This window comes from Longivirga aurantiaca (assembly GCF_042660085.1).
In the GTDB taxonomy this organism is placed as follows: Bacteria; Actinomycetota; Actinomycetes; order S36-B12; family CAIYMF01; genus Longivirga; species Longivirga aurantiaca.
Genome location: NZ_JBHSTI010000008.1, coordinates 30,212 through 55,442 on the forward strand (window position 1 = coordinate 30,212; position 25,231 = coordinate 55,442).

Annotated in this window: 24 protein-coding genes; 12 read left to right on the forward strand and 12 right to left on the reverse strand. The window is 71.8% G+C overall.

From position 1 onward, the window contains the following. Positions 1-42 precede the first annotated feature (42 nt). Both ACFQGU_RS03915 and ACFQGU_RS03920 read right to left on the reverse strand, forming a co-directional pair. Positions 43-1,521 (reverse strand): glutamate--cysteine ligase, encoded by a 1,479-nt coding sequence (locus tag ACFQGU_RS03915; RefSeq protein ID WP_386764055.1) that lies wholly within the window; start codon positions 1,519-1,521, stop codon positions 43-45. 57 nt (positions 1,522-1,578) lie between these two features. Beyond that, positions 1,579-1,863, reverse strand: a complete 285-nt coding sequence (locus ACFQGU_RS03920) for a hypothetical protein (RefSeq protein ID WP_386764056.1) — start codon at positions 1,861-1,863, stop codon at positions 1,579-1,581. Positions 1,864-2,090: 227 nt separating this feature from the next. On the opposite strand from ACFQGU_RS03920, the gene sqr reads away from it, so the two are divergent. From sqr to ACFQGU_RS03935, 3 genes are read left to right on the forward strand one after another with little or no spacing between them, the layout of a single operon-like run. Continuing rightward, positions 2,091-3,332, forward strand: a complete 1,242-nt coding sequence (gene sqr, locus ACFQGU_RS03925; RefSeq protein ID WP_386768140.1) for a type III sulfide quinone reductase, selenoprotein subtype — start codon at positions 2,091-2,093, stop codon at positions 3,330-3,332. Between the two features lie 53 nt (positions 3,333-3,385). Beyond that, on the forward strand, positions 3,386-3,703 hold the full coding sequence (locus tag ACFQGU_RS03930; protein WP_386764057.1) for a TusE/DsrC/DsvC family sulfur relay protein: 318 nt from the start codon (positions 3,386-3,388) through the stop codon (positions 3,701-3,703). A gap of 49 nt (positions 3,704-3,752) precedes the next feature. Beyond that, positions 3,753-4,289 (forward strand): DsrE/DsrF/DrsH-like family protein, encoded by a 537-nt coding sequence (locus tag ACFQGU_RS03935; protein WP_386764058.1) that lies wholly within the window; start codon positions 3,753-3,755, stop codon positions 4,287-4,289. Positions 4,290-4,425: 136 nt separating this feature from the next. On the opposite strand, the gene ACFQGU_RS03940 is transcribed toward ACFQGU_RS03935, so the two are convergent. The 3 genes from ACFQGU_RS03940 to ACFQGU_RS03950 are packed head-to-tail and all read right to left on the reverse strand — an operon-like array spanning position 4,426 to position 7,250. Continuing rightward, the gene (locus ACFQGU_RS03940; protein WP_386764059.1) at positions 4,426-5,220 is read right to left on the reverse strand and encodes an aminotransferase class IV; all 795 of its coding nucleotides are present in this window, start codon (positions 5,218-5,220) and stop codon (positions 4,426-4,428) included. Between the two features lie 30 nt (positions 5,221-5,250). Next, positions 5,251-5,826 (reverse strand): TetR/AcrR family transcriptional regulator, encoded by a 576-nt coding sequence (locus ACFQGU_RS03945; RefSeq protein WP_386764060.1) that lies wholly within the window; start codon positions 5,824-5,826, stop codon positions 5,251-5,253. Next, on the reverse strand, positions 5,823-7,250 hold the full coding sequence (locus tag ACFQGU_RS03950; protein ID WP_386764061.1) for a fatty acid desaturase: 1,428 nt from the start codon (positions 7,248-7,250) through the stop codon (positions 5,823-5,825). The genes ACFQGU_RS03945 and ACFQGU_RS03950 overlap by 4 nt, the downstream gene beginning before the upstream one ends. Positions 7,251-7,359: 109 nt before the next feature. On the opposite strand from ACFQGU_RS03950, the gene ACFQGU_RS03955 reads away from it, so the two are divergent. Beyond that, positions 7,360-7,587, forward strand: coding sequence for a PLD nuclease N-terminal domain-containing protein (locus ACFQGU_RS03955; protein WP_386764062.1), 228 nt, complete (start codon positions 7,360-7,362; stop codon positions 7,585-7,587). A 4-nt stretch (positions 7,588-7,591) separates the two neighbouring features. Here ACFQGU_RS03955 and ACFQGU_RS03960 read toward each other — a convergent pair whose 3' ends face one another. Together ACFQGU_RS03960 and ACFQGU_RS03965 are read right to left on the reverse strand one after the other, a co-directional pair. Further along, the gene (locus ACFQGU_RS03960) at positions 7,592-9,217 is read right to left on the reverse strand and encodes a SulP family inorganic anion transporter (protein ID WP_386764063.1); all 1,626 of its coding nucleotides are present in this window, start codon (positions 9,215-9,217) and stop codon (positions 7,592-7,594) included. Between the two features lie 110 nt (positions 9,218-9,327). Beyond that, positions 9,328-9,927 carry a TetR family transcriptional regulator gene (locus ACFQGU_RS03965; protein WP_386764064.1) on the reverse strand — a complete coding sequence of 200 codons (600 nt, stop codon included), beginning with the start codon at positions 9,925-9,927 and terminating at the stop codon, positions 9,328-9,330. An 88-nt stretch (positions 9,928-10,015) separates the two neighbouring features. Here ACFQGU_RS03965 and ACFQGU_RS03970 point away from each other — a divergent pair, with 88 nt between their 5' ends. Both ACFQGU_RS03970 and speB read left to right on the forward strand, forming a co-directional pair. Beyond that, positions 10,016-11,479, forward strand: a complete 1,464-nt coding sequence (locus ACFQGU_RS03970) for a purine-cytosine permease family protein (RefSeq protein WP_386764065.1) — start codon at positions 10,016-10,018, stop codon at positions 11,477-11,479. Further along, the gene (gene speB, locus ACFQGU_RS03975) at positions 11,476-12,504 is read left to right on the forward strand and encodes an agmatinase (protein WP_386764066.1); all 1,029 of its coding nucleotides are present in this window, start codon (positions 11,476-11,478) and stop codon (positions 12,502-12,504) included. Before ACFQGU_RS03970 ends, speB begins: the two co-directional genes overlap by 4 nt. 63 nt (positions 12,505-12,567) lie before the next feature. Here the strand turns inward: speB and ACFQGU_RS03980 are convergent, their stop codons facing one another. Next, on the reverse strand, positions 12,568-13,797 hold the full coding sequence (locus ACFQGU_RS03980) for an RNA polymerase sigma factor (protein ID WP_386764067.1): 1,230 nt from the start codon (positions 13,795-13,797) through the stop codon (positions 12,568-12,570). 18 nt (positions 13,798-13,815) lie between these two features. Beyond that, positions 13,816-14,169: a YciI family protein gene (locus ACFQGU_RS03985; protein ID WP_386764068.1), complete on the reverse strand. Its 354-nt coding sequence runs from the start codon at positions 14,167-14,169 to the stop codon at positions 13,816-13,818. Between the two features lie 298 nt (positions 14,170-14,467). Between ACFQGU_RS03985 and ACFQGU_RS03990 the strand changes: the two genes are divergently transcribed. Both ACFQGU_RS03990 and ACFQGU_RS03995 read left to right on the forward strand, forming a co-directional pair. Next, complete coding sequence (locus tag ACFQGU_RS03990; protein ID WP_386764069.1) at positions 14,468-16,882, forward strand: phosphoketolase family protein; 2,415 nt, start codon at positions 14,468-14,470, stop codon at positions 16,880-16,882. After that, the gene (locus tag ACFQGU_RS03995) at positions 16,866-18,062 is read left to right on the forward strand and encodes an acetate/propionate family kinase (RefSeq protein ID WP_386764070.1); all 1,197 of its coding nucleotides are present in this window, start codon (positions 16,866-16,868) and stop codon (positions 18,060-18,062) included. The genes ACFQGU_RS03990 and ACFQGU_RS03995 overlap by 17 nt, the downstream gene beginning before the upstream one ends. Before the next feature lie 99 nt (positions 18,063-18,161). On the opposite strand, the gene ACFQGU_RS04000 is transcribed toward ACFQGU_RS03995, so the two are convergent. Beyond that, complete coding sequence (locus ACFQGU_RS04000; protein WP_386764071.1) at positions 18,162-18,485, reverse strand: WhiB family transcriptional regulator; 324 nt, start codon at positions 18,483-18,485, stop codon at positions 18,162-18,164. Between the two features lie 95 nt (positions 18,486-18,580). Here ACFQGU_RS04000 and ACFQGU_RS04005 point away from each other — a divergent pair, with 95 nt between their 5' ends. The 4 genes from ACFQGU_RS04005 to ACFQGU_RS04020 all read left to right on the forward strand — a co-directional run bounded on the left by ACFQGU_RS04005 (position 18,581) and on the right by ACFQGU_RS04020 (position 22,779). After that, the gene (locus ACFQGU_RS04005; RefSeq protein WP_386764072.1) at positions 18,581-19,273 is read left to right on the forward strand and encodes a TetR/AcrR family transcriptional regulator; all 693 of its coding nucleotides are present in this window, start codon (positions 18,581-18,583) and stop codon (positions 19,271-19,273) included. Positions 19,274-19,373: 100 nt separating this feature from the next. Further along, positions 19,374-19,946, forward strand: coding sequence for a molybdopterin-dependent oxidoreductase (locus ACFQGU_RS04010; protein WP_386764073.1), 573 nt, complete (start codon positions 19,374-19,376; stop codon positions 19,944-19,946). After that, positions 19,943-21,520 carry a diguanylate cyclase domain-containing protein gene (locus ACFQGU_RS04015; RefSeq protein WP_386764074.1) on the forward strand — a complete coding sequence of 526 codons (1,578 nt, stop codon included), beginning with the start codon at positions 19,943-19,945 and terminating at the stop codon, positions 21,518-21,520. The genes ACFQGU_RS04010 and ACFQGU_RS04015 overlap by 4 nt, the downstream gene beginning before the upstream one ends. A gap of 74 nt (positions 21,521-21,594) precedes the next feature. Continuing rightward, positions 21,595-22,779, forward strand: coding sequence for an ATP-binding protein (locus ACFQGU_RS04020; RefSeq protein WP_386764075.1), 1,185 nt, complete (start codon positions 21,595-21,597; stop codon positions 22,777-22,779). 72 nt (positions 22,780-22,851) lie between these two features. On the opposite strand, the gene ACFQGU_RS04025 is transcribed toward ACFQGU_RS04020, so the two are convergent. Beyond that, a complete protein-coding gene (locus tag ACFQGU_RS04025; RefSeq protein WP_386764076.1) occupies positions 22,852-24,231 on the reverse strand; it encodes a pyridoxal phosphate-dependent decarboxylase family protein in 1,380 nt (459 codons plus the stop codon). A 145-nt stretch (positions 24,232-24,376) separates the two neighbouring features. Continuing rightward, a complete protein-coding gene (locus ACFQGU_RS04030; protein WP_386764077.1) occupies positions 24,377-25,213 on the reverse strand; it encodes an acyl-CoA thioesterase in 837 nt (278 codons plus the stop codon). Positions 25,214-25,231 lie beyond the last annotated feature (18 nt).

Here is a 25,231-nt window from a genome sequence, read left to right on the forward strand (position 1 = left end):
CTGGCGCGACTTCCCACTACCAAATCGGTGAAGGGCGCCGGGTCAGACGGCGGACCAGGTGTGGACGGGCTCGTTGGTGTGCATGCGCTCGACGTAGGCAAGCGTCATGAGGCGCAGGGACTCCCAGCGGTCGTGGCCGCGGCTCTCGAACGTGCGGACGGCCTCGGTCTGCCACACCGAGCCGTTGCGCTGCGTCACGCACCGGCCCTCGATGATGCCGAGCAGCCGTGCGCTGATGGCGGGGTCGACCTCCCAGGCGTCCAGGCCCTGCTGAGCGAGGGGCAGCAGGCGGCGCAGCACGAGCTCGGTCGCAGGCACGTGCCCCATGCCCGGCCAGAACAGCGTGCTCTCGATGCCGTTGCGGGCGGCGGCGAAGAAGTTGTCCTCGGCCGCACCGAAGCTCATCTGCGACCAGACCGGCCGATCCATCTCGGCGAGCGCGCGCAGGGTGCCGAAGTAGAAGGCGCCGTTGGCGAGGATGTCGACGACGGTCGGGCCCGCCGGAAGCACGCGGTTCTCGACGCGCAGGTGCGGGCGCCCGTCGACCACGTCGTACACCGGGCGGTTCCAGCGCCACACCGTGCCGTTGTGCAGGCGCAGCTCGGGCAGCGCGGGCGTGCCGCCCGAGTCGAGCACGGCCACCGGGTCCTCGTCGTCGAGCACGGGCAGCAGCGGCGGGAAGTACGTGAGGTTCTCCTCGAAGAGGTCGAAGACGCTCGTGATCCAGCGCTCGCCGAACCACACGCGCGGCCGCACGCCCTGCGCCTTCAGCTCCGCCGGCCTGGTGTCGGTGGCCTCGGCGAAGAGGCTGATGCGCGTCTCGCGCCAGAGCTCGCGCCCGAGGAAGTACGGCGAGTTCGCTCCCATCGCCACCTGCGCGGCGGCGAGGCACTGCGCGGCGTTCCAGTTCTGGGCGAACTCGTCCGGGCTCACCTGCAGGTGGAACTGCACGCTGGTGCACGCGGCCTCGGGCGCGATGGAGTCGGCGTACGTCTCGAGGCTCTCCGGGTCGCCGTCGATGGAGATGTGGAGGTCCTCGCCGCGGGCCAGCAGCATCTGCTGGTCGAGCAGCGCGTAGCGCGGGTTGGTGCTGATCGCCTCGTGCGTCAGGAGCTCCGGCGACAGCGTGGGAAGGATGCCGATCATCACCATCCCGGCGTCGGCCTCGTGCGCATGCTCGTTCGCGGCGTTGAGCTGGGTGCGGAGGTGCTCCTCGTAGGCCGCCGCTCCGTCGCCGGAGAGCGACGCCGGCGGCACGTTGATCTCGAGGTTGAAGCGGCCGAGCTCCTGCACGAACGCCGGGTCGTCGATGCGTGCGAGCACCTCGGCGTTGCGCAGCGCCGGCTGACCCTGGCTGTCGACCAGGTTGAGCTCGACCTCCATGCCTGTCAGCGGGGTCTCGAAGTCGAAGCGCGACTCCTCCAGCATGCGCGCGAAGACGTCGAGGCAGCGGTGCACCTTGTCGCGGTAGCGCTGCCGGTCCTCGCGCGTGAAGGTCCGGCTACCGAGCTGCTCACCCATGGGCGAAGCCTGCCCCGCTCGGGTGCGGCTGCGCGGGCGAACGCGACGATCTGTCGGTCAGGCGCCGGTCTCCGACAGTCCGCGAAGGATCGCACCGACGTTCGCCGGCCCGTGCACCTCGACCCCGCGCACGTCGTTCTGCTCGCACGCGGCGAGCAGGGCGTCGCGCGGTTCGGGCTCGACGCCGCCGCCTATGAGCAGCGCACTGATCTGCTGCTGCTGCACCCAGAGCAGCGCCTCGTGGTCGTCGAGAGTGCCGCGGGCGTCGTGCCCGGCCTCGTCGGCGAGCGCGAGCGCGCCCCTCATGATCTCCGCGTGGCGACCCACGATGCCGATTCTCATGTCTCGGACGGTAGCCGTGCCCCCGAGCGGCACGCCCGCCGTCGGGCGTACGCCACATCCCGCAGCCCTGTCTCGTCGATCACATCGCGTCCCTCATGGTGGAAACGGCATACCCCCAGGGGCATAGTGGGAGTCGTAGGAGCCGACCGGCCTCACCGCCGGATCGAGACAGCCAGGGCATCCGGCCCTTGACCGCCACGACCCGTGCGCAGGCCAAGGAGATCGCGATGAAGCACCTGCTCATCCTCGGCGGAGGAACCGCCGGCACCATCACGGCCAACAAGCTGCGCAAGAAGCTGTCGAAGGCCGAGTGGGACATCACCGTCGTCGACCGCGACGACAAGCACGACTACCAGCCCGGCTACCTGTTCATCCCGTTCGGGATCTACCAGCCGGACGAGGTCACCAAGTCGCGCCGCAAGTACCTCTCGGACGACATCCCCCTGATCTACGCGGAGATCGACCGTGTGGACGCCGAGGCCAAGACCGTGAGCCTCGTGGACGGACGGGTGCTGCCGTACGACCAGCTCGTGATCGCCACCGGCGTGACGCCGCGACCGGACCAGACCCCGGGCATGGACGACGAGGGCTCCTGGTACGACAGCGTCTTCGACTTCTACACCCACGCGGGCACCACTGCGCTGGCCGAGAAGCTGAAGACGTGGGAGGGCGGCCGTCTGGTCGTCAACATCGTCGAGATGCCGATCAAGTGCCCGGTCGCGCCGCTGGAGTTCACGTTCCTCGCCGACGCGTTCTTCGTCGAGAAGGGCATGCGCGACAAGGTCGAGATCGTCTACGTGACGCCGCTCGACGCCGCGTTCACCAAGCCGATCGCGGCGAAGGCGTTCGGCACGATGCTCGAGGACAAGGGCGTGCGGCTCGAGCCGGAGTTCATGCTCGAGCGCGTCGACACCGAGGCGAAGACCCTCGTGTCGTACGACGAGCGCGAGGTGCCCTACGACCTGCTCGTGACCATCCCGCTCAACATGGGCGCGGACTTCATCGCGCGGTCCGGTCTCGGCAACGAGCTGAACCTCGTTCCCGTCGACAAGCAGACGCTGCTGTCGAAGAAGTTCGACTCGATCTTCGTGCTCGGCGACGCGAACGACATCCCGGCGTCCAAGGCCGGATCGGTCGCGCACTTCGAGATCGAGGGCTTCGTCGAGAACTTCATGGAGCACATCGCCGGCCGCAGCATGACCCACAAGTTCGACGGCCACGCCAACTGCTTCATCGAGACCGGCCACGGCAAGGCCATGCTCATCGACTTCAACTACGACACCGAGCCGATGCCGGGCAAGTTCCCGGTGCCGGGTGTCGGCCCGATGAGCCTGCTCAAGGAGACCAAGGCCAACCACCTCGGGAAGCTCGGCTTCCGCTGGGCCTACTGGAACGTCCTCATGCCCGGTCGTCCGATGCCGATCTCGGCCGACCTGCAGATGGCCGGCAAGAAGGTGCCCGTCGCCTGACCGGCGCACCGGCCGACCACAACCCCGCACACCACCGACCTGAGGAGCTAGAGATGCCAGTCACGACCATCGAGGGCCACGAGATCCACGTCGACGACGAGGGCTTCATGACCGTCTACGACGAGTGGGACGAGGCCCTGGGCGCCGCCCTCGCCGGCGCCATCGGCGTCGAGATGAGCGACGACGCATGGAACGCGATCCGCTTCATGCGCAAGGACTTCAAGGAGCAGGACGACGTCACACCGACGCTGCGCCGCGTCTCCACCGCGGGCGGCTTCGAGACCAAGAGGCTCTTCGAGCTCTTCCCCAAGAAGCCGGCCAAGAAGATGGCGTACATCGCCGGCCTGCCCAAGCCCAAGGGCTGCGTCTGACCGCCAGGTCACACCCCACCATCGACAACCACCAAGGACGTGACCTGACATGACCAGCACCTCTGAAGCGATCATCCCGAAGTTCGACGACGACGACAGCGAGGGCGGCGGCCGCAAGCTCGCCATCATCTGCTCCAAGGGCAACCTCGACATGGCCTACCCCGGGCTCATCCTGGGCAACGCGGCGCTCGGCGAGGGCGTGGAGCTGCACCTGTTCTTCACGTTCTGGGGCTTCGACATGATCATCAAGAGCCGCATGAACGACCTGAAGTTCAGCCCCAGCGGCAACACCGCGATGCACATGCCGATCGGCGACGTCCGCATCCCGCAGGCGCTCGCGCCGATGCCGGGCATGCAGCCGATGGCGACCCACATGCTCAAGAAGCAGATCGCCGACCTCGGCGTGCCCGAGGTGCCCGACTTCCTCGAGCACATCGTCGCGAGCGGCGGCCACCTGTGGGCGTGCCGCATGAGCGCCGACATGAACCACGTGACGATGGACGACCTCTACGAGGGCGTCGAGGGCATCATCAACGCCTCCGACTTCATCGAGATCACCGAGGGTGCGCAGCTGCTGTTCATCTAGGTCCCGAGGCCCGCGGCGTGCGGGCGTCGGCTCCTACAGGCTGTCTGCCCCGTGCAGTGATCGTCCGTGCGCCGCGGAACACGTGAGCCCGCCCCGCGAGGGCGGGCTCACCCGTTCCCGGGCTCGGCGCGCGTCGTCAGAGCTCGTCCCACGGGAGCGCCGCGTAGAGGTCGACCAGGAACGACGACGCGTCGGGGTCGGCGAGCGCGTGGGTGCCGATGCGGCCGACGGGTGCGACGCCCAGCGAGTTCGCCAGGAACGCAGCTTCGAACGTGCGCTTGTCGTCCTGCCGGATGCGCTCGACCGTCGAGGGCTTCCCCGCGGCGGCCAGCGCTCGGTCGAGCAGCTGCCAGGTGATCCCGAGCAGCGCGGGGCCGCTCGGCCACACGACGCGGCCCGCGCGCAGGAAGCCGATGTTGGCGACGGTGGTCTCGGCCAGCTGCCCGTCGGGGGCGATGAGCAGCGCGTCGTCGAACCCCTTCCGGATGGCGGCGTCGCCGTGCACCGACTGGCCGTACGACCCCGTGTGCTTCACCTCGGCCCGGGCCCGCACGTACGCCGTCGGCGTCACCGACTGCGGTGCCGTCGGCGCCTCGAGCGGCGGGCGGACGACCGTGACCACGCGCGGGACCCCGGCGACGGGCTCGTCGACGGTCACCCGCAGGTACGCGTCCGGGTGCCCGCCCACCGCCTGGGCCATGAGGGAGCGCACGGCGTCGGTGTCGAGCACCGTCCCGAAGAGCTGGGAGTGCGCCTTCTCGAGGCGCGCGAGGTGCAGGTCGAGGCCGCGGACCGCGCCCCCGCGCACCTGGACGGAGGTGAGGTGCCCGCGCGGCAGCATTCCCGGCCTGCCGACGTCCGACACCGACCCGGCACGTCCATCGACCTCGACACGGAGGGGCTCGCCGGCTGCGGCGACGGTTGTGCGCATGCGGCCATCGTGGCACCTGCACCGGTCGGCTCAGACCGAAGTGGTCAGCATCCGCGCGCCGAGCGCGGCGATGTCGTCCGCGCTGCGGTCCGTCGGGCCCGACGGCTGCATGACGTGACCGAGCACGGTCCGAACGAGCATGTCGACCGCTGCGTCCCTGGCTCGTCCGGCGACGACGACGTCGTAGGAGGCGATCCGCTGGTGGAGCACGGCCTTCGAGGACTCGAGGAGCGCCCCTGCATCGGTGGTGAGCGGGGGGAGGAGATCGCCGCCTCCGGGCGAGACGACCTCGCGCAGCAGGTCGTTGCCGGCCGCCTCGCGCAGGACTCCGCGGATCGCGGCCCGCAGGGCGGCGGCGAGGTCGTCCGGGTGGGCGCCGAACCCGATGTCGACGAGGGCGAGGAAGCGCTCCAGCTCGGTGAGCACCATCGCCTCGGCCAGTGCGGCCTTGCTGCCGACCTCGTTGTAGACCGTCTGCCGGCTCACGCCGGCATCCTCGGCCAGGCGGCTCATCGTGACGGCGGCCCAGCCCTCGGCGCAGGTGAGCGCGACGGCCGCGGACACGATGCGCTGCCTGGTGCTCGTGGCTGCGTCGGCCCGGGTCACGAGCCGACCACGGGGACGACGACGAAGTCGACCTTGTCGCGCACTCCGCAGTCCGGGCAGCACCACGTGTCGGGCACGTCGGTCCACGGTGTCCCTGCGGCGAAGCCCTCGCGCTCGTCGCCGGTGACCTCGTCGTACTCGTAGCCGCAGCCGGGGCACCGGTGCACGCGTCCGGCCGTGGCGACCTCGAGCAGCGGTGCTGGCGTGGCCTCCGCAGCGCTGCGGGCGCCGACGGCGGCGCCGGCACTGCCGTCGGCGTACGACGCCCTGCGCCTCGGCGCGATGTTGACCCGCGACAGGTCGCCGTCGACGTGCCGGAGGACGCGCGGGTCCATGACGCGCCGCCACGCCGGCGGGACGAGCGCGAGCAGGATCATCCCCGCGTAGCCGGTGGGGAGCACCGGCGACTCCTGGTAGTCGCGCAGCGACTGGTAGCGCCGGGTGGGGTTCGCGTGGTGGTCGCTGTGCCGCTGCAGGTGGTAGAGCAGCACGTTCGTGGCGATGTTGTTGGAGTTCCAGCTGTGGCTCGGGTCCACCCGCTCGTAGCGCTCGTGCCCGGGTGCGCCGACCCGCTGACGGAGCATGCCGTAGTGCTCGAGGTAGTTCACGGCCTCGAGCAGGGTCAGGGCCATGACCGCCTGCACCGCGAGGTAGGGCAGGATCCCGACGCCGAGCCACACCACCATGGCGGCCCACAGCACCGTGGACATGAGCCACGCGTTGAGCACGTCGTTCCCGATCCGCCACGGGCCCTGCTGCCGCCGGGCGTAGCGACGGCGCTCGAGCCGCCACGCCGAACGGGCGGACCCCACCACCGTCCGCGGCCAGAAGCCGTAGAACGACTCGCCCAGCCGGCTGCTCGCGGGGTCCTCGGGCGTCGCGACGCGGACGTGGTGGCCGCGGTTGTGCTCGATGTAGAAGTGGCCGTAGCAGCTCTGGGCGAGGGCGATCTTCGCGAGCCAGCGCTCGTGGCTCTCCTTCTTGTGCCCGAGCTCGTGCGCGGTGTTGATGCCCAGCCCGCCGATGAACCCGACGGTGATCGCGAGACCGATCCGCTCGGCCACGGTCAGTCCCGCCGTGGCGAGGTACCAGAACGCGAACGCGAACCCGGCGTACTGCAACGGCAGGAACAGGAAGGTGATCCCGCGGTAGTAGCGGTCGCGCTCGAGCGCGGCGATGAGGGAGTCGGGCGGGTTCGAGCGGTCGAGGCCGGTCGCGAGATCGATGAGCGGAACGAGGCCGAGGATCACCAGGGGCCCGAGCCACAGCCACACCGCAGCGCCCGTGCGGTCGTGCAGCGCGACGGCGGCGAACGGCAGCAGGGGCATGAGGAGCGCGACAAGCCACAGATGGCGCTTGCGGTCACGCCACTGCTCGGTCGACCCCGCGGGGACGGTGCCGGCGGGCTCGTACGTGGAGTCCATCGCTGCTCCTCGCGGCTGGTTTACAGAACATAGACATCTGTAAACCTCCTGGCAAGACCCCGAGTCGCTCGATCCTTCATCGCCCCGGCCGCAGACGTAGCGTGGAGCCATGAGGAAGAAGTCCTGGTCGGAGCTCTCCGACGCGCAGAAGACGGCGATCCTCGTGGTCGGGTCGACAGAGCTGGCCCTCACCGCGACAGCCCTGGTGGACCTCGCCCGACGCCCCGCCGAGCAGGTGCGCGGCCGCAAGGCGCTGTGGGTGCTGGGCATCCTCGTGCAGCCGTTCGGCCCCGTGGTCTACCTGGCCTGGGGCGCGCACAGGCCCGCCACGGCCTGACACGTCAGCGGGAGAGCGCGTCCTCGATCCGTGGCACGACGGTGGCGACCTGGTCGAGCCCGGAGTCGTGCACGATCTGCGCCGCGGACGCCGCCAGCTCGGTGATCACCACACGGGTGCCCTTCGGCTCGAGGTCCTGAGCGAGCCGCGTGATGACGTTGACGCCGGTGACGTCGATGTCGTCCATCGCCGCGGCATCGATGACCACGGTCGTGGGCCGCGGGTCCGTCTCCTCGATCAGCGCGCGGATTCGCTCGTCGAAGTGCGTGGCGTTGGCGAAGAAGAGCGCGGAGTCGAAGCGGTAGACGAGCACCCCGTCGAGAGCGCTCGCAGGAAGAACGCCGAGACGCGCCTTCTCGCGCTCGCCCACGACGCCGGCCTGGACGGTGACCTCGTCCTGCGGGCGGTAGCTGCGCCGGGCGCGCTCGATGATCGCGACGACGACCGCGAGCAGGACGCCCTGCTCGACGCCGACGAAGGCGACGACCACGAGCGCGAGCATCGCGGCGAGCAGCTCGTCCTTGCGCGCCCTCGCGACCGCCTTGAGCTCGCCGACCTTCAGCAGGTGGATGCCGATGCCGAGCACGATGCCGTCGAGCACCGTCGAGGGCACGTACGCGAACAGGCCCGAGCCGAAGACCAGCAGCAGGCCGATGACGACGGCCATCACGATGTTGACGACCTGGGACCTCGACCCCGCCCCGTCGCCGGCCGCAGTGCGAGGCGGGCTCCCGTTGATCGCGAAGCCGCCGGTCACCGCGCTGCCGGCGTTCGCGGCGGCGAGCGCGACGAGGTCGCTGTTGGTGTCGACCTTGTACGCGTTCTTGGTGCCGAAGCTGCGGGCCACGGCCGCGCTCTGAGCGAGCACGACCACCGCGATGGAGAGGGCTGTGGCGGCGAGGCGCCCCACCTCCGAGCCCGAGATCGACGGCCAGGCGAACGACGGCAGCCCCGGCGGCAGGGCCCCGACCATGTCGACCCCGTGGCTCTGGGCGTCGATGACGTTGCCGAGCACCGAGAAGACGACGAGCCCGAACAGCGCGGCCGGGACCGCGGCGGGCAGCCTGAGCGCGCCGACCATGACGGCGACGACGCCGAGGCCGAGCGCGGCCGACCACCAGTTGATCGAGCCGAGGCCGGTGACGGTGTCGACGAGCTTGTTCCACGTGGAGCCCGACGCCGGGATCCCGAGCACCTCGGGCAGCTTGCCGATGATGAGCGAGACGCCGACCCCCGTGAGGAACCCGGCGAGGACCGGCTGGGAGATGAGGTCGGCGAGGAAGCCGAGCCGGGCGAGCGCCATCACGAACAGGATCGCGGCGGTGATCAGGCCGAGCACGGCCACGGCGCCGGCGTACTGCGCGGACCCGGTGGCGGCCACGGCGGTGGCGCCCGCGGCCACGAGCGCGGCGGTGGCGGAGTCGGCTCCGACGACCAGCTGGCGCGACGACGCGATGATCGCGAACAGCAGCGGTGGCAGCAGTGCGCAGTAGAGCCCTGCCTGGGCGGGCATCCCGGCGATCGACGCGTATCCGAGCGACTCCGGGATGGCGATAGCCGCGACCGTGACGCCGGCGACGAGGTCCCCTCGGAGCCACGCGGGCTTGTAGCCGCGCAGCAACGTGAACATGGGTCAGACGCTAGAACTCCGCCGATGCGCCGCGCAGGATCTTCCGCCAAGGACTGATCGCGCCCTCGAGGGGCGTCTTCCGTCCTCTTCTTGCGCCGTCGCCTGTGCGGTCAGGCGCCCAGATCGGCCGCGAGCGCCGCCGACACCTCGGCCACCGCCCATGTGCGCGTGCGCCCGGGCGCGCCGAGAAGCACCTCGAGGCTGTAGCCGTCCATGAGCCGGCAGGCGCGGTTCGCGTACGCCGAGGGATCCGCGCAGGTGAGCACCCCGGCGCCGACGCCGTCCGTGATGATCGCCGCGAGGCTCTCCGCCCAGGAGTCGATCACCGCGGAGTAGGCGGTCAGAGTCTCGACGTCCTGCGGCGGACGGGCCACGAGCTGGGCCCAGAGCTTCCACCGCACGTCGTCCGCGCCGGTGGGCAGGTAGAGGCGCACGAGCCGGTCGAGCGCGTCGAGGGGATCCGCGGCGGCGGCGATCCGGCGGTCGCGCGTGGTCGCGAGGTCGGCCTCGGACAGCAGCAGGGTGTCGACGAGGATCCGGTCGCGCTTGCCGAAGTAGTACATGACGTGTCCGGCGCTCATGCCGGCGCGGGCGGCGATGTCCTGCACGCGCACGCGGTCGGGGCCGACCTCGGCCATGACCTCCATGGCCGCCTTCAGCACCTTGGCGCGCGCGGACGGCTTGGGCTTCTCGGTGGTGGCTCGGGCCATGACGGGGAGACTAGCGGAAATCTTTGAACGAGATTCTAGAATTTCATTCAAAGTGTCGCTACGGTGCTCCCACCGAGAGGAGCCCGACATGGACCAGGCCACGGTCGAGAGCACGACCGCCGAGCACCACGCCGTGGAGCAGCACGGCGTCGACACGATCCCCGACGTCGAGCGCACGTCCCGGCCGCGCGACGTCGTCGGCATCCTGTGGGGCGGCAACCTGGCCCTGTCGGTCGCGGTCTTCGGCTGGCTCGTCGTCCTCTACGGGCTCGGCTGGTGGGCGTCGGTCTCGGCGATCCTGGTCGGCACGCTGGTCGGCAGCCTCGCCGTCGCCCCGCTGTCGCTGCTCGGCTTCCGGTCCGGCACCAACAACTCCGTCACGAGCGGCGCCTACTTCGGGGTGCGCGGCCGGCTCATCGCGTCGGTCATCGGCCTGCTGCTCTGCCTCGGGTACGTCGCCCTCACGGTCTGGACCGGCGGCGAGGCCGTGGTCGTCGGCCTCGACCGCGCACGCGGCACCGAGGGAACCGACGGGGAGCTCGCGATCGGTTACGTCGTGATCGCGGCGCTCGTGGCGGCTGTCGGCATCTACGGCTACCGGTGGCTCGTGCGCGTCAACAAGCTGATCGTCCCGCTCGTCGGCGGGGCCATGCTGCTCACGGTGATCGGGCTCTGGGGCTCGTTCGACGCGTCGTACGCCGGCACGCCCGACGAGTACATCCTCGGCGGCTTCTGGCCGACCTGGCTGCTCGCCGCGCTGACCGCGGGCGTCGCCGGCCCTGTCTCGTACGTGACGCAGACCGGTGACTGGACGCGCTACATCTCGCCGCGCCGGCACGACCCCCGGCGGCTCGTCGGCGCGGCGTTCGTGGGCCTGTTCGTCGGCCTCATCGTCCCGACTCTGTTCGGCGCCTTCGTCTCGGTCGTCGCGTTCGACCCCGACAGCTTCGTCGCCGGGCTGGTGAACGGCGTGCCGTCGTGGCTCCTTCTCCCCGTGATCGCCGCGGCGGTGGTGGGCAGCCTCGGCCAGGGCGGGATGAACCTCTACTCGATGGGCCTCGACCTCGACGCGATCCTCCCGCGCCTCACCCGCACGCAGGCCACGGTCACGGTCGCTGTCGTCTCGACAGCGCTCGTCTTCCTGGGGCGCTTCGTGTGGAGCGCCGAGACCGCGGTGACGACGTTCGTCGTCGTGCTCACCTCGCTCGCGACCCCCTGGGCCGTGATCACGATGATCGCGTTCACCCGCACCCGCGGCCGCTTCGACGAGCCCTCGCTCCAGGTCTTCAACCGGCGCGAGACCGGCGGCGCCTACTGGTACACCGCCGGCTGGAACGGCGCCGCTGTCGTCGCGTGGCTCGCCGGCAGCGTCGTCGGCGTGCTGTCGAACTCGACCGACGTGTACGCCGGCCCGATCGCCGACGCGCTCGGCGGAGTCGATGCCAGCTTCCTGACCTCCGCCGTCGTCGCCGGGCTGGTATACCTCGCCCTGGTGGCGGCCCGACCGGCGGCGCTCGCCGCAGTCGGCTCGTCGGAAGGGAAGGCGTCATGACGCGCTACGGCCCGATGTTCGGCCCGGACATCACGTTCCTCGGTGTCGACCGGTGCACGATCGACGAGCCCGACACATACGCCGATGCCGACGTCGTCATCGTGGGCGCGCCGTTCGACGGCGGAACGTCGTACCGCGCCGGCGCCCGGCTCGGCCCGCAGGCGATCCGGTCCACCGACTACCTGCCGCACGACGGGTCGCGCCCGTCGCTGGCGCTGCGCGTCGACGCGCTGCAGGACCTCCGCGTGCTGGACGCCGGCGATGTGGAGATGTTCAGCGGGGACGCCGAGCGCTCCTGCCGCGACCTCGAGGCTGCGATCACCACGGTCGCCGAGAACGGCGCGATTCCGCTCGTGCTCGGCGGGGACCACACCATCACGTGGCCCAACTGCACGGCGGTGGCCCGCGCGCGCGGGTGGGGCCGTGTCGCCGTCCTGCACTTCGACGCGCACGCCGACACCGGCGACATCACGTTCGGCTCCCTCATCGGCCACGGCCACCCCATGCGCCAGCTGATCGAGTCCGGTGCCGTCCGCGGCGACCGGTTCCTGCAGATCGGGCTGCGCGGCTACTGGCCGGAGCCCGAGACGCTCGACTGGATGGCCGAGCAGGGCATGCGGTCGTACGAGATGACCGAGATCGTCCACCGCGGGCTCGACGAGTGCCTCACCGAGGCGTTCGCGATCGCGCTCGACGACTGTGACGGCGTCTTCCTGTCGGTCGACATCGACGTCGCGGACCCGGGGCACGCACCCGGCACGGGCACGCCGGAGTCCGGCGGGCTGTCGGCGCGCGAGCTGCTCGACGCCGTACGCCGGATCGCGGTCGAGCTGCCGGTCGTCGGCATGGACGTGGTCGAGGTGGCACCGCCGTACGACCACGCCGACATCACCGCGGCGCTGGCCAACCGGGTGGTGCTCGAGGCGCTGTCGGGCATCGCCCGCCGCCGGTACGACGCCGAGCACGGCACCACCTGGGACCCGTCGCAGCCGCTCCTCGCGAACCGCCGCCGGCCCCAGGCCTGACGCCGGTAGTCGGAACACGGTGCAGACCCCGCGTTCCGACCACCAGCGGTCGACGCGGCAGGTTCAGCGCGGGGGTGCGGCCAGGGAGGAGTCGAGCGAGGCGAGGGCCCCGGAGTTGAGTCCGAGCCGCTCGGCGTCGACACGCTCGTCGCGTGCCTCGTCGTCCCGGCCGAGCCGGTGCAGCAGCTCGGCACGGGCGCCGTGCCACCACGCGTGGTGCTCGAGGCCGGCGATCGCGTCGACCGCCGCGAGCCCGGCGGCTGCACCGTCCCGCTCGGCGAGGGCCGAAGCCCGACCGAGCCGCGCCGACGGCGAGTCACGTACGGCGAGAAGCACGTCGTACCAGTCGATCACGGCGTCCCAGTCGGTCTCCTCGTACGACGGAGCCAGCGCGTGGCAGCCAGCGATCGCCGCCTGGACGACGTACGGGTCGGCCCGGTCAGGAGTTCGGCGCACGCCCTCGGCCACCAGGGCGACGCCCTCACGGGCCTCGACCGGGTCCCACCGGTGCCGCACCTGGTCGGCGAGACGGACCGCGGAGCCGTCGGGTGCCACCCGCGCCGCGCGGCGGCAGTCGAGCAGCAGCATGAGCGCGAGCAGCCCGATGACGCCGGGCTCGTCGGGCATCAGCCCATGCAGCAGACGTCCGAGGCGGATGGCCTCGTCGACGAGGTCCTGGCGCACCGCGGCGTCGCCGCTCGACGGCGCGTAGCCCTCGTTGAACACGAGGTAGACCGTCGCGAGCACTCCCGCGAGCCGGTCGGGCAGCTCGGCGTCGGACGGCACGCGGTAGGGGATGTGCGCCGCGGCGATCTTCTGCTTGGCGCGCGTGAGCCGCTTGGCCGCCGTCGCCTCGGGGACGAGCAGGGCGCGCGCGACCTCGGCGGTCGACAGACCGCAGAGCGTGCGCAGGCTGAGCGCCACCTGCGCCTCCGGCGACAAGGTGGGGTGGCAGCACGTGAACACGAGCCGCAGCAGGTCGTCGCGGACGACCGAGTCGGGCGGCGGCTCGGGGTCGGAGTCGAGGAGCCACACGGCTTCGGCCTCCTTCCCGTCCCGTTGCGCCTCGCGCCGGATCCTGTCGACGGCGCAGCGGCGCGCGACCGTGGTGAGCCACGCGCGCGGCTCGTCCGGGACGCCGTCGCGCGACCAGGTGGTGAGGGCGCGGAGGACGGCCTCCTGCACGGAGTCCTCGGCCAGGCCGACGTCGCCGGTGACGCGGACGAGCGTGGCGAGGATGCGTGGGAACTCCTCGCGGACGACACGCTCGACCGCGTCCTCGGGCGACGTCATGGCTCGGTGCGGCTCGGCTCAGCCGAAGTCGATGATCGGGCGCACCTCGACGCACCCGCTGCCGTCGTACGCCGCGGGGATCTTGGCCGCCCAGCCGACCGCCTCGTCGAGGTCGGCCGCCTCGATCAGGTAGAAGCCGGTCAGGGCCTCCTTGGTGTCGGCGTACGGGCCGTCGGTCGTGACGACGTCGCCACCCTTGCCGCCGTTCACGCGGACGGTGGTGGCGGTGGCGTTGTTGTAGAGCGCGGCGCCGCCGCGGATGACGGCCTCGGCCTCGTGCCCGAAGGCGTTGTAGCCCGGCATCATCGCGTCGAACGCGGGGTCGGACGGCTCGAGGTCGGTGCTCCAGATGAGTGCGGCGTACTGCGGCATGACGTGTCTCCCCAGCTGTCGTGGACGACCCCCTCGGCCGTCCTCACCCTAGGGACGAACGCCGAGGTGCGGGGAGGACATCGGCGGGCCGGGAGTTCTCCGGCTGTTCGTCCGAAGCGGTGGCGCGAGCGGCCGGGTCGGGGGATGGTGGCAGCACGGCCCCGTCGGGTGACCCGTGCCACGACTCTCCGGTAACGGCCGCATCGGGCCGCCCGAGTCACTACCGTTGGTTCTGTAAGCGTTTGCAGCGGGCCCGTCCCGGGCACCCGGTGCTCACGCCACGACCGGGAGGAACCCCGTGACCGCACGCACTGCCGCAGTCCCCACCGACGCGCTCGTCGAAGCCCTCGCGAACCCCACCGACGAGGAGATCGCACCGCTCGACGCCTGGTGGCGCGCCAACAACTACCTGACCGTCGCCCAGATCTACCTGGGTGCCAACCCGCTGCTCAAGCGCACGCTCGTGTCGGACGACATCAAGCCGCGCCTCCTCGGCCACTGGGGAACGAGCCCCGGTCTGTCGTTCATCTACGCGCACGCCACGCGCCTCATCGGCAAGACCGACCAGCAGATGATCTACCTCGCCGGGCCCGGCCACGGCGGCCCGGCGCTCGTCGCCGCCGGCTACCTCGAGGGCACCTACAGCGAGATCTACCCCGACGTGTCCCAGGATGAGGGCGGCCTGCTCCGGCTGTGCCGCCAGTTCTCCGCCCCCGGCGGCATCCCGAGCCACGTCTCGGTGCCCACCCCCGGCTCGATCCACGAGGGCGGCGAGCTCGGCTACGTGCTCGTGCACGCCTTCGGCGCCGTGATGGACAACCCCGACCTCATCGCGCTCGCCGTCGTCGGCGACGGCGAGGCGGAGACCGGCCCGCTCGAGGGCTCCTGGAAGGGCGTCTCCTTCCTCAACCCGGCGCGCGACGGCGCGGTGCTGCCGATCCTGCACCTCAACGGCGCCAAGATCGCCGGCCCGACCGTGCTCGCCCGCAAGGACCCGGCCGAGGTGCGCGAGCTCCTCTCCGGCCACGGCTACGAGGTCATCGAGGTCGAGGGCGACGACATCCCCGGGATGCACCACCGGTTCGCGGCAGCCCTCACCCGCGCGTGGGTGCGGATCCGCGAGATCCAGCAGTCGGCACGCGGCGGCGACTGGGACGGCACGCGACCCGACTGGCCGCTCATCATCCTGCGCACGCCCAAGGGCTGGACCGGCCCGAAGGAGGTCGACGGCCAGAGGACCGAGGGCACGTGGCGCTCGCACCAGGTGCCGCTGTCCGGCGTGAAGGGCAACCAGGACCACCTCGACATCCTCGAGACGTGGCTGCGCTCGTACCGGCCGGAGGAGCTGTTCGACGAGAACGGCGGCCCGAGCGAGCTCGTACGCCGGGCCAACGTCACCGGCGACCTGCGGATGAGCGCATCGCCGCACGCCAACGGCGGCCTCGTCACGCGCGACCTCGAGATGCCGGACTTCCGTCAGTACGCCGTCGACGTCCCCACGCCGGCGACCGTGAAGCTCGAGTCGACGCGCACGCTCGGCGAGCTCATGCGCGACATCTACCGCGACAACGACGACCGGTTCCGGCTGTTCTGCCCTGACGAGACCAACAGCAACCGGCTCGGCGCGGTGTTCGAGGTGTCGGACCGCATGTTCGCGGAGACCGTCTACCCCGAGGACGTCTCGCTCTCGCGCGACGGCCGCGTGATGGAGGTGCTCTCCGAGCACAACTGCCACGGCTGGCTCGAGGGCTACACGCTGACCGGCCGGCACGGCCTGTTCGCGACGTACGAGGCGTTCGCGATGGTGAGCGCGTCGCAGACCATCCAGCACGCGAAGTGGCTGCAGGAGGCCGAGCACCTCGACTGGCGCGAGCCCGTGCCGAGCCTCAACATCCTGCTCACCTCGACCGCGTGGCGTAACGACCACAACGGCTTCAGCCACCAGGGCCCGGGCCTGCTGCAGAACGTCATCACGACGCGCGGCAACATCGGTCGCGTCTACCTGCCGCCGGACGCGAACTCGCTGCTCTCGGTCGCCGACCACTGCTTCCGCTCGCGGTCGTACGTCAACGTCATCGTCATCGACAAGCAGCCGCAGCTGCAGTGGATGACGATCGACGAGGCGGTCGAGCACTGCACCCGCGGCGCCGGCGTGTGGGAGTGGGCGGGCACCGACGACGGGTCCGCAGACCCCGACATCGTGCTGGCCTGCGCGGGCGACGTCGTGACGATGGAGACGATCGCCGCGGCCGAGATCCTGAAGAAGCACATGCCGCACTTCCGCACGCGCGTGGTGAACGTCGTCGACCTGATGGCGCTGCCGCGCCGCAAGGACCACCCGCACGGCATGGACGAGACGCTCTTCAACGAGCTGTTCACCGACCACGTCGACGTCGTGTTCGCCTTCCACGGCTACCCCGGTGCGATCCACCAGCTCGTGCACGGCCGTCCGGACGCCGACCGCTTCCGCGTCCGCGGCTTCATCGAGGAGGGCACGACCACCACGCCGTTCGACATGGTCGTGCGCAACCGTGTGTCGCGCTACCACCTCGTGATGGACGCCATCAACAACGCCCGCCGCACGCCTCCGGGCGCGAGCGAGCTCAAGGCGTGGTGCCAGATGCAGCTGGACAAGCACGAGGCGTACGTCGTCGAGCACCTCGAGGACATGCCCGAGGTACGCGACTGGTCGCTCGGTGACGGCTCTGTCTGACGCCGGCGGCCACGTGCTGGTCGTCAACGCCGGCAGCTCGTCGGTGAAGCTCGCCGTCCTGGACCCTGTGTCCGGGCGGCGAGCCCTCACCGGCCTGGCCGAGCGCGTCGGCACGCAGGACGCCTCGGTGCGGATCGACCGCGACGGCGAGCGCTCGACGTCCACGCCGGACGACGTGTCGCACGCCGGCGTGATCGAGGCGCTGCTCGCGCTCATGACCGGCGACGAGCGGTCGTCGATCACCGCCGTCGGGCATCGCGTGGTGCACGGCGGCCCGACGTACTCCTCGTCGGTCGTGGTCGACGACGTCGTGCGCGCCGATCTCGAGGCGCTGACTCCCCTTGCGCCGCTTCATCTTCCGGGCAACCTCGCCGGCATCGACGCCACGACGGCCGCGCTGCCCGACCTGCCGCAGGTGGCGGTGTTCGACACGGCCTTCCACCGCACCATGCCGGCGTACGCCGCGCAGTACGCCGTTCCGCGGTCGTGGCGCGACGACCTCGACGTGCGCCGCTACGGCTTCCACGGCACCAGCCACCGCTACGTGTCGGGCGCAGCGGCCGAGCTGCTCGGCCGACCGCCCGGCGAGCTGGGCCTCGTCACGCTGCACCTCGGCAACGGGTGCAGCGCGGCCGCCGTGCGCGGTGGTCGATCGGTGGACACGACGATGGGCTTCACGCCGCTCGAGGGGCTCGTCATGGGCTCGCGCAGCGGCGACATCGACCCCGGGGTGATCCCGTACGTCGCCGAGCGGCTCGGCGTGGATGCTGCCGAGGTCGTCCGCCGCCTCAACACCGAGTCCGGCCTGCTCGGCGTCTCCGGCACGAGCAACGACATGCGCACGCTGCTCGAGGCGGCAGCCGCGGGGGACGAGGACGCGGCGCTCGCGGTGGAGCTGTTCTGCTACCGGGCGGCCAAGCACGTCGCCGCGCTCTCGGTGGCGCTCGGCCGCCTCGACGCGGTGGTCTTCACCGGCGGGATCGGGGAGAACTCCGCGCCGGTGCGCGCCGCGGTCCTCGCCCGGCTCAGCGTCCTGGGGGTGCATCTCGACGCCGAGGCGAACCACGCGAACGGCGCCACCACCGGCGGCCGCATCAGCACGCCCGGAGGCCCCGTGGCGCTCGTCGTCCCGACCGACGAGGAGCTGCTCATCGCGCGGGACACCGCAGACCTGGCCTGAGGCCTGGCCTGGCCCGCACGCGCGCGAGCCCGGCCACGCGAGCACGAACGACGCTGTTCGTGGCCGCGTGGCCGGGCTCGGCGGTGCGGGTGGTGCAGGTCAGCTGGCGACGAGCTGGCGCTCGCGGAGCCGCGCGCGCTGGGCCTCGTCGGTGCCGCCCCAGATGCCGATGAGCGAGCGGTCCTCGAGCGCCACGCGCAGGCACTCGTCGCGGACGGCGCACCCGCCGCAGAACGAGAGGGCGACGCGGCGCGAGATCTGGTCGTGCGCGCTGACCGGGAAGAACACGTCGGGCTCGGCGTCCTGGCAGGCGGCGGAGGCCCACCACTGCTCCTGCAGGGCGGTGCCGGTGGTCGCGAAGAGGTACTGCTGCTCCTCGGCGACGACGACCTCGACGGGCGGCGGCGGTGGGACGCGGGGCATGGCGCGGACCTTCTCTCGATGTGTAGTGCACCGGGTGCACCGCACAGTACACCGGGTGTAGCCAGGGCGCCAGGGTTCGGGCTAGGGTCTTTCGCATGTCCGCAGCCGCCTCCGCAGCGCCCGCCCCGGGCGACGCGCGGACGCGCATCGAGGCCGCCGCGCTCGACCTGTTCGAGCAGCAGGGGTACGCCGCGACGACCGTCGAGGCCATCGCGAGCGCGGCCGGCGTCGCGCGCCGCACGTTCTTCCTGCACTTCCCCTCCAAGGACGCGGTGGTGTTCCTGCACCACGAGGAGCTCTCGGGCCGGGTCGCCGCGCTCCTGGACGCGAGCACCGACTCCGCCGCGGTGCCGGCCATGTGCCAGGCCGTGCGGATGGTGTTCGGGCACTACGTCGAGGAGCCGGAGATCGCGTTGCGGCGCTACCGCATCGTCAAGGACGTGCCCGAGCTCCGCGCCCGCGAGATCGCGTGGGTGCAGAGGTACCGCGTGCTGTTCGCCCGCTTCCTGCACAGCCGGCTCGACGAGCGCCCGTTCGGCGCTCTGGAGGCAGAGGCGATGGCCGGCTCGTTCGCCGCCGTCCACAACCACATGCTGCGCCGGTGGCTCAAGGACGACCTCGGCCCGGACCCCATGGGCGAGTTCGACACCGCGCTGGCGTGGCTGTCGTCGTCGTTCGACACCGCGACACGGGGCGGCGCGCCGCGCCGGCTCGTCGTGGCGGTGTTCGACGAGGGCACCGACCCGCGCGAGATCCTCGCCCAGGTGGAGCAGGCGACGTCCCGCTGACCGCCGGCGTTACACCTCGGCCGGTCACCCGGCGGAGAGCAGAGCGAATCTTGAGGTTCTGAGGCAGAAACGGCCGGACTCTCTCCGTACCGTCACGAGGGTGACCCATCGTCGGCCTCTGCTCGCTGTCGCCGCTGCCCTCGTCGCCCTCGCACTGTCCGCCTGCTCGGGCTCCGCGGCTGACGCCGGCAGCAGCGCCCCCGCGTCGGCGAGCCCCTCGGCGAGCGAGACCAACCCGTACGGCGCGGCCGTGGTCGACCCTCTCGGCGCCGACGAGCCCGTCCTCACCCTCGACGGCGGATCCGCAGGAAAGGTGGGGCTCACCCTCGCCGAGCTCGAGGCGCTCGGCACCACGACGGTCACCGTCAACGAGCCGTTCGTGCAGAAGGTGCAGACCTTCACCGGCGTGCCGCTGTCGGCCGTCCTGGACCGAGGCGGCATCGCCTCGACCGCGACGGTCGACACCATCGCCCTCAACGACTACGAGTACTCCGGCCTCGCGTCGGACTTCGAGGCGAGCGACGCGATCATCGCGACCCAGCGCGACGGCCAGCCGATCCCGTACGACCAGGGCGGCCCGATCCGGCTCGTCTACCCCGACGGCACCTCGCTCTCGGGCGTGCTCGACGCCTGGAACTGGAGCCTGGACCGGCTCTCGGTCGCCTCCGCATGACCTCGGCCAGGAACGCCTCGGCGTCGGGCGCCACGGCCGCGGACGAACGCCTGCGCCCGCGCTGGGGGCAGTTGCTGCTCGCCGCGCTCGTGATCGGCCTCATCACCGGTCTCGCCATCACCGGTGCACGCCAGGCCGCAACCGTTCAGGCACGCACCGCCGCGCTCGCCGGCTCAGAGGCGACGAGGACCAACATCGTCTACACGATGCGGGAGAGCCTCGCGCTCTCGATCGTGGTGGAGCAGTACCTCGCGGGAGAGGCTCCGCGCCGCGACGTGCAGATCGACCGCGCTCTGCTCGGCCAGCGCCTCGGTGTCCTCGGTGCGGACGGCGTGTCCGCCGGGGACGCCGCACCTGCGTCGTACCGCGACGCCCTGTTCGCCCTCGACGGCAGGCTCGCGGCCATCCCGTCCGGGACGCTGAACGCGGCCGAGCAGCAGATGTGGAGCGACGCCCTCGACCCGGTGCTCAGCACGTTCGTGCGCGAGTCGCGTCGCCTCGGCGACCTCGAGTCGGTCACCTTCCGCACCGAGGCGCGCGCTGCGGCCGAGCAACAGGTGTCGACGGCGGTGCGCGAGTCGGTCCTGCTCGTCTCCGCGCTCCTCGCCGCGCTCGCCCTCGCGGTGTGGGTGTTCCTCGACGTACGCCGGTACTTCCGCCGCGTCGACGCCGCGATCACCGAGGAGCGGTCGGGCCTCGACCTGGCGCGCGCTGCGCTCGAGCGCAGCACCGTCTTCGAGCGCGGCCAGGCGCGGGTGCTGGAGCGCATGGCGACAGGCGCGCCGCTGCACGAGCAGCTCTACTCGGTCGCCGAGCTCGCGTCGCGCGCCTCCGGCGACCTCCCGTTCCGGCTCATGGTCGCGGACCGCATCGTGCTGTCGGAGTCGGCCCAGCTGCGCGCGCCCGGCGATGCCCTGCTCGAGAGCTGGCCCGTGGGCGACGGATCCAACCCCGCCGAGTCAGGGGTGCTCGAGCTCGTCGGGACGACCGGAGACGACGTCGCGCCCGAGGTCGACGCGGTCGCCCGCCAGTGCTGCGACCTCGCCGCGCTGGTGCTCGAGCACGACCGCTCCGCCGCGCTGCTCGAGTACCAGGCCAACCACGACGCCCTGACGGGGCTGGTGAACCGCGGCCTGCTGCTCGACCGGATCGGCGAGGCGATGCGCCGCCGCGAGCGCTCGGGCGAGATCGTCGGCATCCTGTTCTGCGACCTCGACAGGTTCAAGGAGGTCAACGACTCCCTCGGCCATGACGTCGGCGACGACGTCCTCGTCGAGGTGGCCGGCCGCTTCCGCCAGGCAGTGCGGCTCCACGACACCGTCGCGCGCCTCGGCGGCGACGAGTTCGTGGTGCTCGCGACGTGGATGAACGACGAGAGCGAGCTGCGCCTCCTGGGCGACCGCCTGCAGGAGTCGCTCGTCCAGCCGATCTCCGTGCAGGGCAAGGAGGTGACGGTCGACGTGACCATCGGGCAGGTCGTCGTCGACGACCTCATGCTCGACGCGCGCACCGCCCTGCACGCCGCCGACATCGCGATGTACCGCGGCAAGGGCGTGCCCGCGCCCCGCGCCTGACCGCAGCAGCGGAGGCCTTGACAGGGTTGTCCAATCTTTACCAGAATCTTGGAAAGTTCTGGAAAGGGGTGGTCGTGGATCCGGTCCGCAACCCGTACACGCCCAACGCCGGCGCCCGCCCGCCGGTGCTGCAGGGCCGCGACGACCTGCTCGAGGACTTCCGGCTCCTGGTGCAGCGGGTGGCCGACGGCCGTTCGGACAAGGGCTACGTCGTCACCGGTCTGCGCGGGGTGGGCAAGACCGTCCTGCTGGGCGAGTTCGAGACGATCGCCCGCGACCTCGGCGCCGTCGTCGTCACCTACGAGGTGCCCAAGGCGCCCGGCTCCCTGACCCGCCGGTTCCCGGCGCTCGCCCGCAAGGCGCTGCTGGAGATCTCGCCGTCGGCCCGGTGGGGTGAGCGCGCCCGGCGCGCGGCGGCGGTGATCCGCGGGTTCAAGGCACGGTTCGACCCCGAGGGCGGCTGGTCCATCGAGTACGACGTCTCCGACGCGATGTCGGTGGAAGGTGTCGCAGACTCGGGCGACTTCGTGGCGGACCTCGCGGACCTCGTCGAGGCCCTCGGCGAGGCCGCCCGCGCCGAGCATCGCGTGGTGGTGTTCCTCATCGACGAGATCCAGCACCTCGACTCCACCGAGCTGTCCGCCCTCGTGATCGCCAAGCACCGCGTCAACCAGCGGGTGCTGCCGGTGGTGTTCGCGGGGGCCGGGCTGCCGCAGCTGCCGGCGTTCACCGCGGAGGCGCAGACGTACGCCGAGCGCATGTTCCGGTGGCCTCAGATCGGCCGCCTCGACGACCGCGCAGCGCGCCTCGCGCTCCTGGAGCCGGCGGCCCGGCTCGGCGTCGGGTTCGAGGAGGCGGCGCTCGCCTTCATCACGGCGTACACCGAGGGCTACCCGTACTTCCTGCAGGAGTACGGGCGCGCGGTGTGGGACGCGGCCGAGGCCTCGCCGATCAGCCTGCGGGACGCGGAGGACACGCGCACGACCGTGGAGGCGGTGCTCGACCAGGACTTCTTCTCGGTGCGCGTCGCCGGCCTGCCCGACCGCGAGCTCGGCTACCTCCGGGCGCTCGCCTCGCTCGGGCCGGGGGAGCACACCCCCGCGTCGGTCGCGGCGGCGATGAACCGGTCGGGCTCGGCATCGGTGGGGTCGGCCACCGCACGCCTGGTGTCGCGGGGGCTGATCTACAGCACCCGTCGCGGCTACGTGGCGTTCACGGTGCCGCAGTTCGACCGGTACGTGCGGCGGACCTTCGGCTGAGCCGGACCGCGCTGTCCGAGGTTGTCCGCCATCCCGGAAAGACCGGGACGGGGTCGCCGGGACGGCGCAGCGTCAGCGCAGGGACTCGAGCGCGGCGAGCACGTCGGCGGCGTGCGTCGCGGGGTTCACGAACGCCAGGCGCAGCACCGTGCGTCCCTGCCACTGCGTGGGCAGGCAGAGGATCACGCCGTCCTTGGCGAGGGTGGTCGACCAGGTGCGGTACTGCTCGTCGTCCCACCCGACCCGCTCGAAGAGCACGACCGACAGGTGCGGGGCGAAGCAGAGCGTGAGGTGCTCGGAGTCGTCGATCGTCTCGGCCACGACGCGCGCGGTGGCGATGCTGCGCTCGATCGCCGCGGTGTAGCGGTCGGTGCCGTGGGTGGCGAGGCTGAACCAGAACGGCAGGCCGCGGGCCCGCCGCGACAGGTGCACGGCGAGGTCGGACGGGTTCCACTCGGCCCGGTCGACCTGGTCGAGGTAGCTCGCGCGCTGCGCGTGGGCGGCGCGTGCGAGCTCGGGCTGCCGGTAGACGAGGGCGCACGCGTCGTACGGCGCGAAGAGCCACTTGTGCGGGTCGACGATGAAGCTGTCGGCGCGCTCGATGCCGGCGAACAGGTGGCGCACGGACGGCGCCGCGAGCCCTGCCCCGCCGTACGCGCCGTCGACGTGCAGCCACACGCCGTGCCGCTCGCACGCGTCCGCGACGCCGGCGAGGTCGTCGACCACGCCGCTGTTGGTGGTGCCTGCGGAGCTGACGACCGCGAAGACCCCAGGTGAGTCGCGCAGCACCGCGTCGAGGCGCTCGCCGGTCAGCCGGCCGAGCTCGTCGCCGGGCACCTCGACGACGTCGACGTCCATCACGCGGGCCGCGGCCCGGATCGAGGAGTGCGCGTCCGACGTGCAGGCGAGGCGCCACCGGCCCTCGGGTCGGCCGTGGCGCTGCTCGGCGGTGTGCCGCGCCGCGACGAGCGCCGAGAGGTTGCCGGTGGTGCCGCCCGAGACGAAGACGCCGCCCGCGGTCTGAGGCCAGCCGAGGAGCGTGCAGATCCACGCGAGCGCCTGGTTCTCGGCGTGGATCGCCCCTGCTCCGGACTCCCAGTAGCCGGCGAACACGTTGGCCGCGCTGGTGGCGAGGTCGAACGAGATGGCTGCGCGGGTCGGGGCGGCCGGGATGTAGGCGAGGTTGAGCGGGTCGTCCTGGGCGCGGGTCGCGGGGGCGAGGACCTCGCGGAAGAGGCGCAGCGCCTCGTCGTGGCCGATTCCCTCCGGCGTCACGGTGCGGCCGGTGGCCGCTGCCAGCTCGCTCGCGGGGCGGGCGGTCCACTTGGGGTCGGACGCCGTGACCACGCGCTGAGCGGCCCAGCCGACGACGGCGTCGACGACCGGGGTCTCGTCGCCCCAGATGCTCGACGGCGGCGGGCCGGGGTGGGCGTCGTCCGGGCTCTCGATCACGCGGCAGTCCTTGCTGGTCGGCTGGCGGGGGCACCGTCGGGCACGGTGAGTGCGCCACTGTGGCGACCAGCCGAGCGGTGTTCAAGGCGGCGCTGCACCGCAGCGCAGACTGCCTAGTGCTTGATCACGTGTGCGAGCAGTATGCCTAGCGAGGACTGGAACCGGGCCGTCGGAGGCGCATGAGGCCCTCCTGCACCGTGGTGGCCACGAGGCGGCCCTGCTGGTCGAACATGCGGCCGCGGCCGAGGCCGCGCCCACCGGAGGCCGACGGCGTGTCCTGGTCGTGCAGCAGCCACTCGTCGGCCCGGGCCGGGCGGTGGAACCACATCGCGTGGTCGATCGACGCGCTGATGAGCTCGGGGTTCTCGAAGCCGATGCCGTGCGGGCGCAGCGCCGTACCGAGGATGGTGAGGTCGCTCGCGTAGGCGAGGACTGCGGCGTGCAGGGCTGCGCCGTCGGGCAGCGCGCTGACCGTGCGCAGCCACACCTGCAGCCGGTCGACATCCTCGCCGCCGTAGCGCACGTCGAGCACGCCCCACTCGTCCGGCGCCACCGGTCGGCCGGAGGCAGCGATGCGCTCGGCGAGGGTCGGCAGGCCCTCGGGCGCTGGCACGTCGGGCATGACGTCCTGGTGCTCCAGGCCTTCCTCGACCACCTGGAACGAGGCGGTCATGTGGAAGATCGGGCGACCGTGCTGCCGGGCGATGACGCGTCGGGTGGTGAACGAGCCGCCGTCGCGCGTGCGCTCGACGAGGTACACGATCGGGACGGTCGGGTCGCCCGGTCGCAGGAAGTAGCCGTGCAGCGAGTGCGGAGGGCGGTCGTCGGGCACCGTCCGGGCGCCGGCGACGAGCGCCTGGGCCAGCACCTGCCCGCCGAAGACGCGCTGCAGCGTGGTCGCCGGGGCGTGGCCGCGGAGCAGGTCGTCGTCGATCCACTCGAGGTCGAGCAGGGTCAACAGCTCGGGGACGGTGGCGACCATGGCACCACTCTGCCGTGC

Excerpts from the sequence above, each read along its gene's own strand:
- ACFQGU_RS03915 (WP_386764055.1), bottom strand. The coding sequence starts at position 1,521 with ATGGGTGAGCAGCTCGGTAGCCGGACCTTCACGCGCGAGGACCGGCAG.
- ACFQGU_RS03920 (WP_386764056.1), bottom strand. The coding sequence starts at position 1,863 with ATGAGAATCGGCATCGTGGGTCGCCACGCGGAGATCATGAGGGGCGCG.
- sqr (WP_386768140.1), top strand. The coding sequence starts at position 2,091 with ATGAAGCACCTGCTCATCCTCGGCGGAGGAACCGCCGGCACCATCACG.
- ACFQGU_RS03930 (WP_386764057.1), top strand. The coding sequence starts at position 3,386 with ATGCCAGTCACGACCATCGAGGGCCACGAGATCCACGTCGACGACGAG.
- ACFQGU_RS03935 (WP_386764058.1), top strand. The coding sequence starts at position 3,753 with ATGACCAGCACCTCTGAAGCGATCATCCCGAAGTTCGACGACGACGAC.
- ACFQGU_RS03940 (WP_386764059.1), bottom strand. The coding sequence starts at position 5,220 with ATGCGCACAACCGTCGCCGCAGCCGGCGAGCCCCTCCGTGTCGAGGTC.
- ACFQGU_RS03950 (WP_386764061.1), bottom strand. The coding sequence starts at position 7,250 with ATGGACTCCACGTACGAGCCCGCCGGCACCGTCCCCGCGGGGTCGACC.
- ACFQGU_RS03955 (WP_386764062.1), top strand. The coding sequence starts at position 7,360 with ATGAGGAAGAAGTCCTGGTCGGAGCTCTCCGACGCGCAGAAGACGGCG.
- ACFQGU_RS03960 (WP_386764063.1), bottom strand. The coding sequence starts at position 9,217 with ATGTTCACGTTGCTGCGCGGCTACAAGCCCGCGTGGCTCCGAGGGGAC.
- ACFQGU_RS03965 (WP_386764064.1), bottom strand. The coding sequence starts at position 9,927 with ATGGCCCGAGCCACCACCGAGAAGCCCAAGCCGTCCGCGCGCGCCAAG.
- ACFQGU_RS03970 (WP_386764065.1), top strand. The coding sequence starts at position 10,016 with ATGGACCAGGCCACGGTCGAGAGCACGACCGCCGAGCACCACGCCGTG.
- speB (WP_386764066.1), top strand. The coding sequence starts at position 11,476 with ATGACGCGCTACGGCCCGATGTTCGGCCCGGACATCACGTTCCTCGGT.
- ACFQGU_RS03980 (WP_386764067.1), bottom strand. The coding sequence starts at position 13,797 with ATGACGTCGCCCGAGGACGCGGTCGAGCGTGTCGTCCGCGAGGAGTTC.
- ACFQGU_RS03985 (WP_386764068.1), bottom strand. The coding sequence starts at position 14,169 with ATGCCGCAGTACGCCGCACTCATCTGGAGCACCGACCTCGAGCCGTCC.
- ACFQGU_RS04000 (WP_386764071.1), bottom strand. The coding sequence starts at position 18,485 with ATGCCCCGCGTCCCACCGCCGCCGCCCGTCGAGGTCGTCGTCGCCGAG.
- ACFQGU_RS04005 (WP_386764072.1), top strand. The coding sequence starts at position 18,581 with ATGTCCGCAGCCGCCTCCGCAGCGCCCGCCCCGGGCGACGCGCGGACG.
- ACFQGU_RS04015 (WP_386764074.1), top strand. The coding sequence starts at position 19,943 with ATGACCTCGGCCAGGAACGCCTCGGCGTCGGGCGCCACGGCCGCGGAC.
- ACFQGU_RS04030 (WP_386764077.1), bottom strand. The coding sequence starts at position 25,213 with ATGGTCGCCACCGTCCCCGAGCTGTTGACCCTGCTCGACCTCGAGTGG.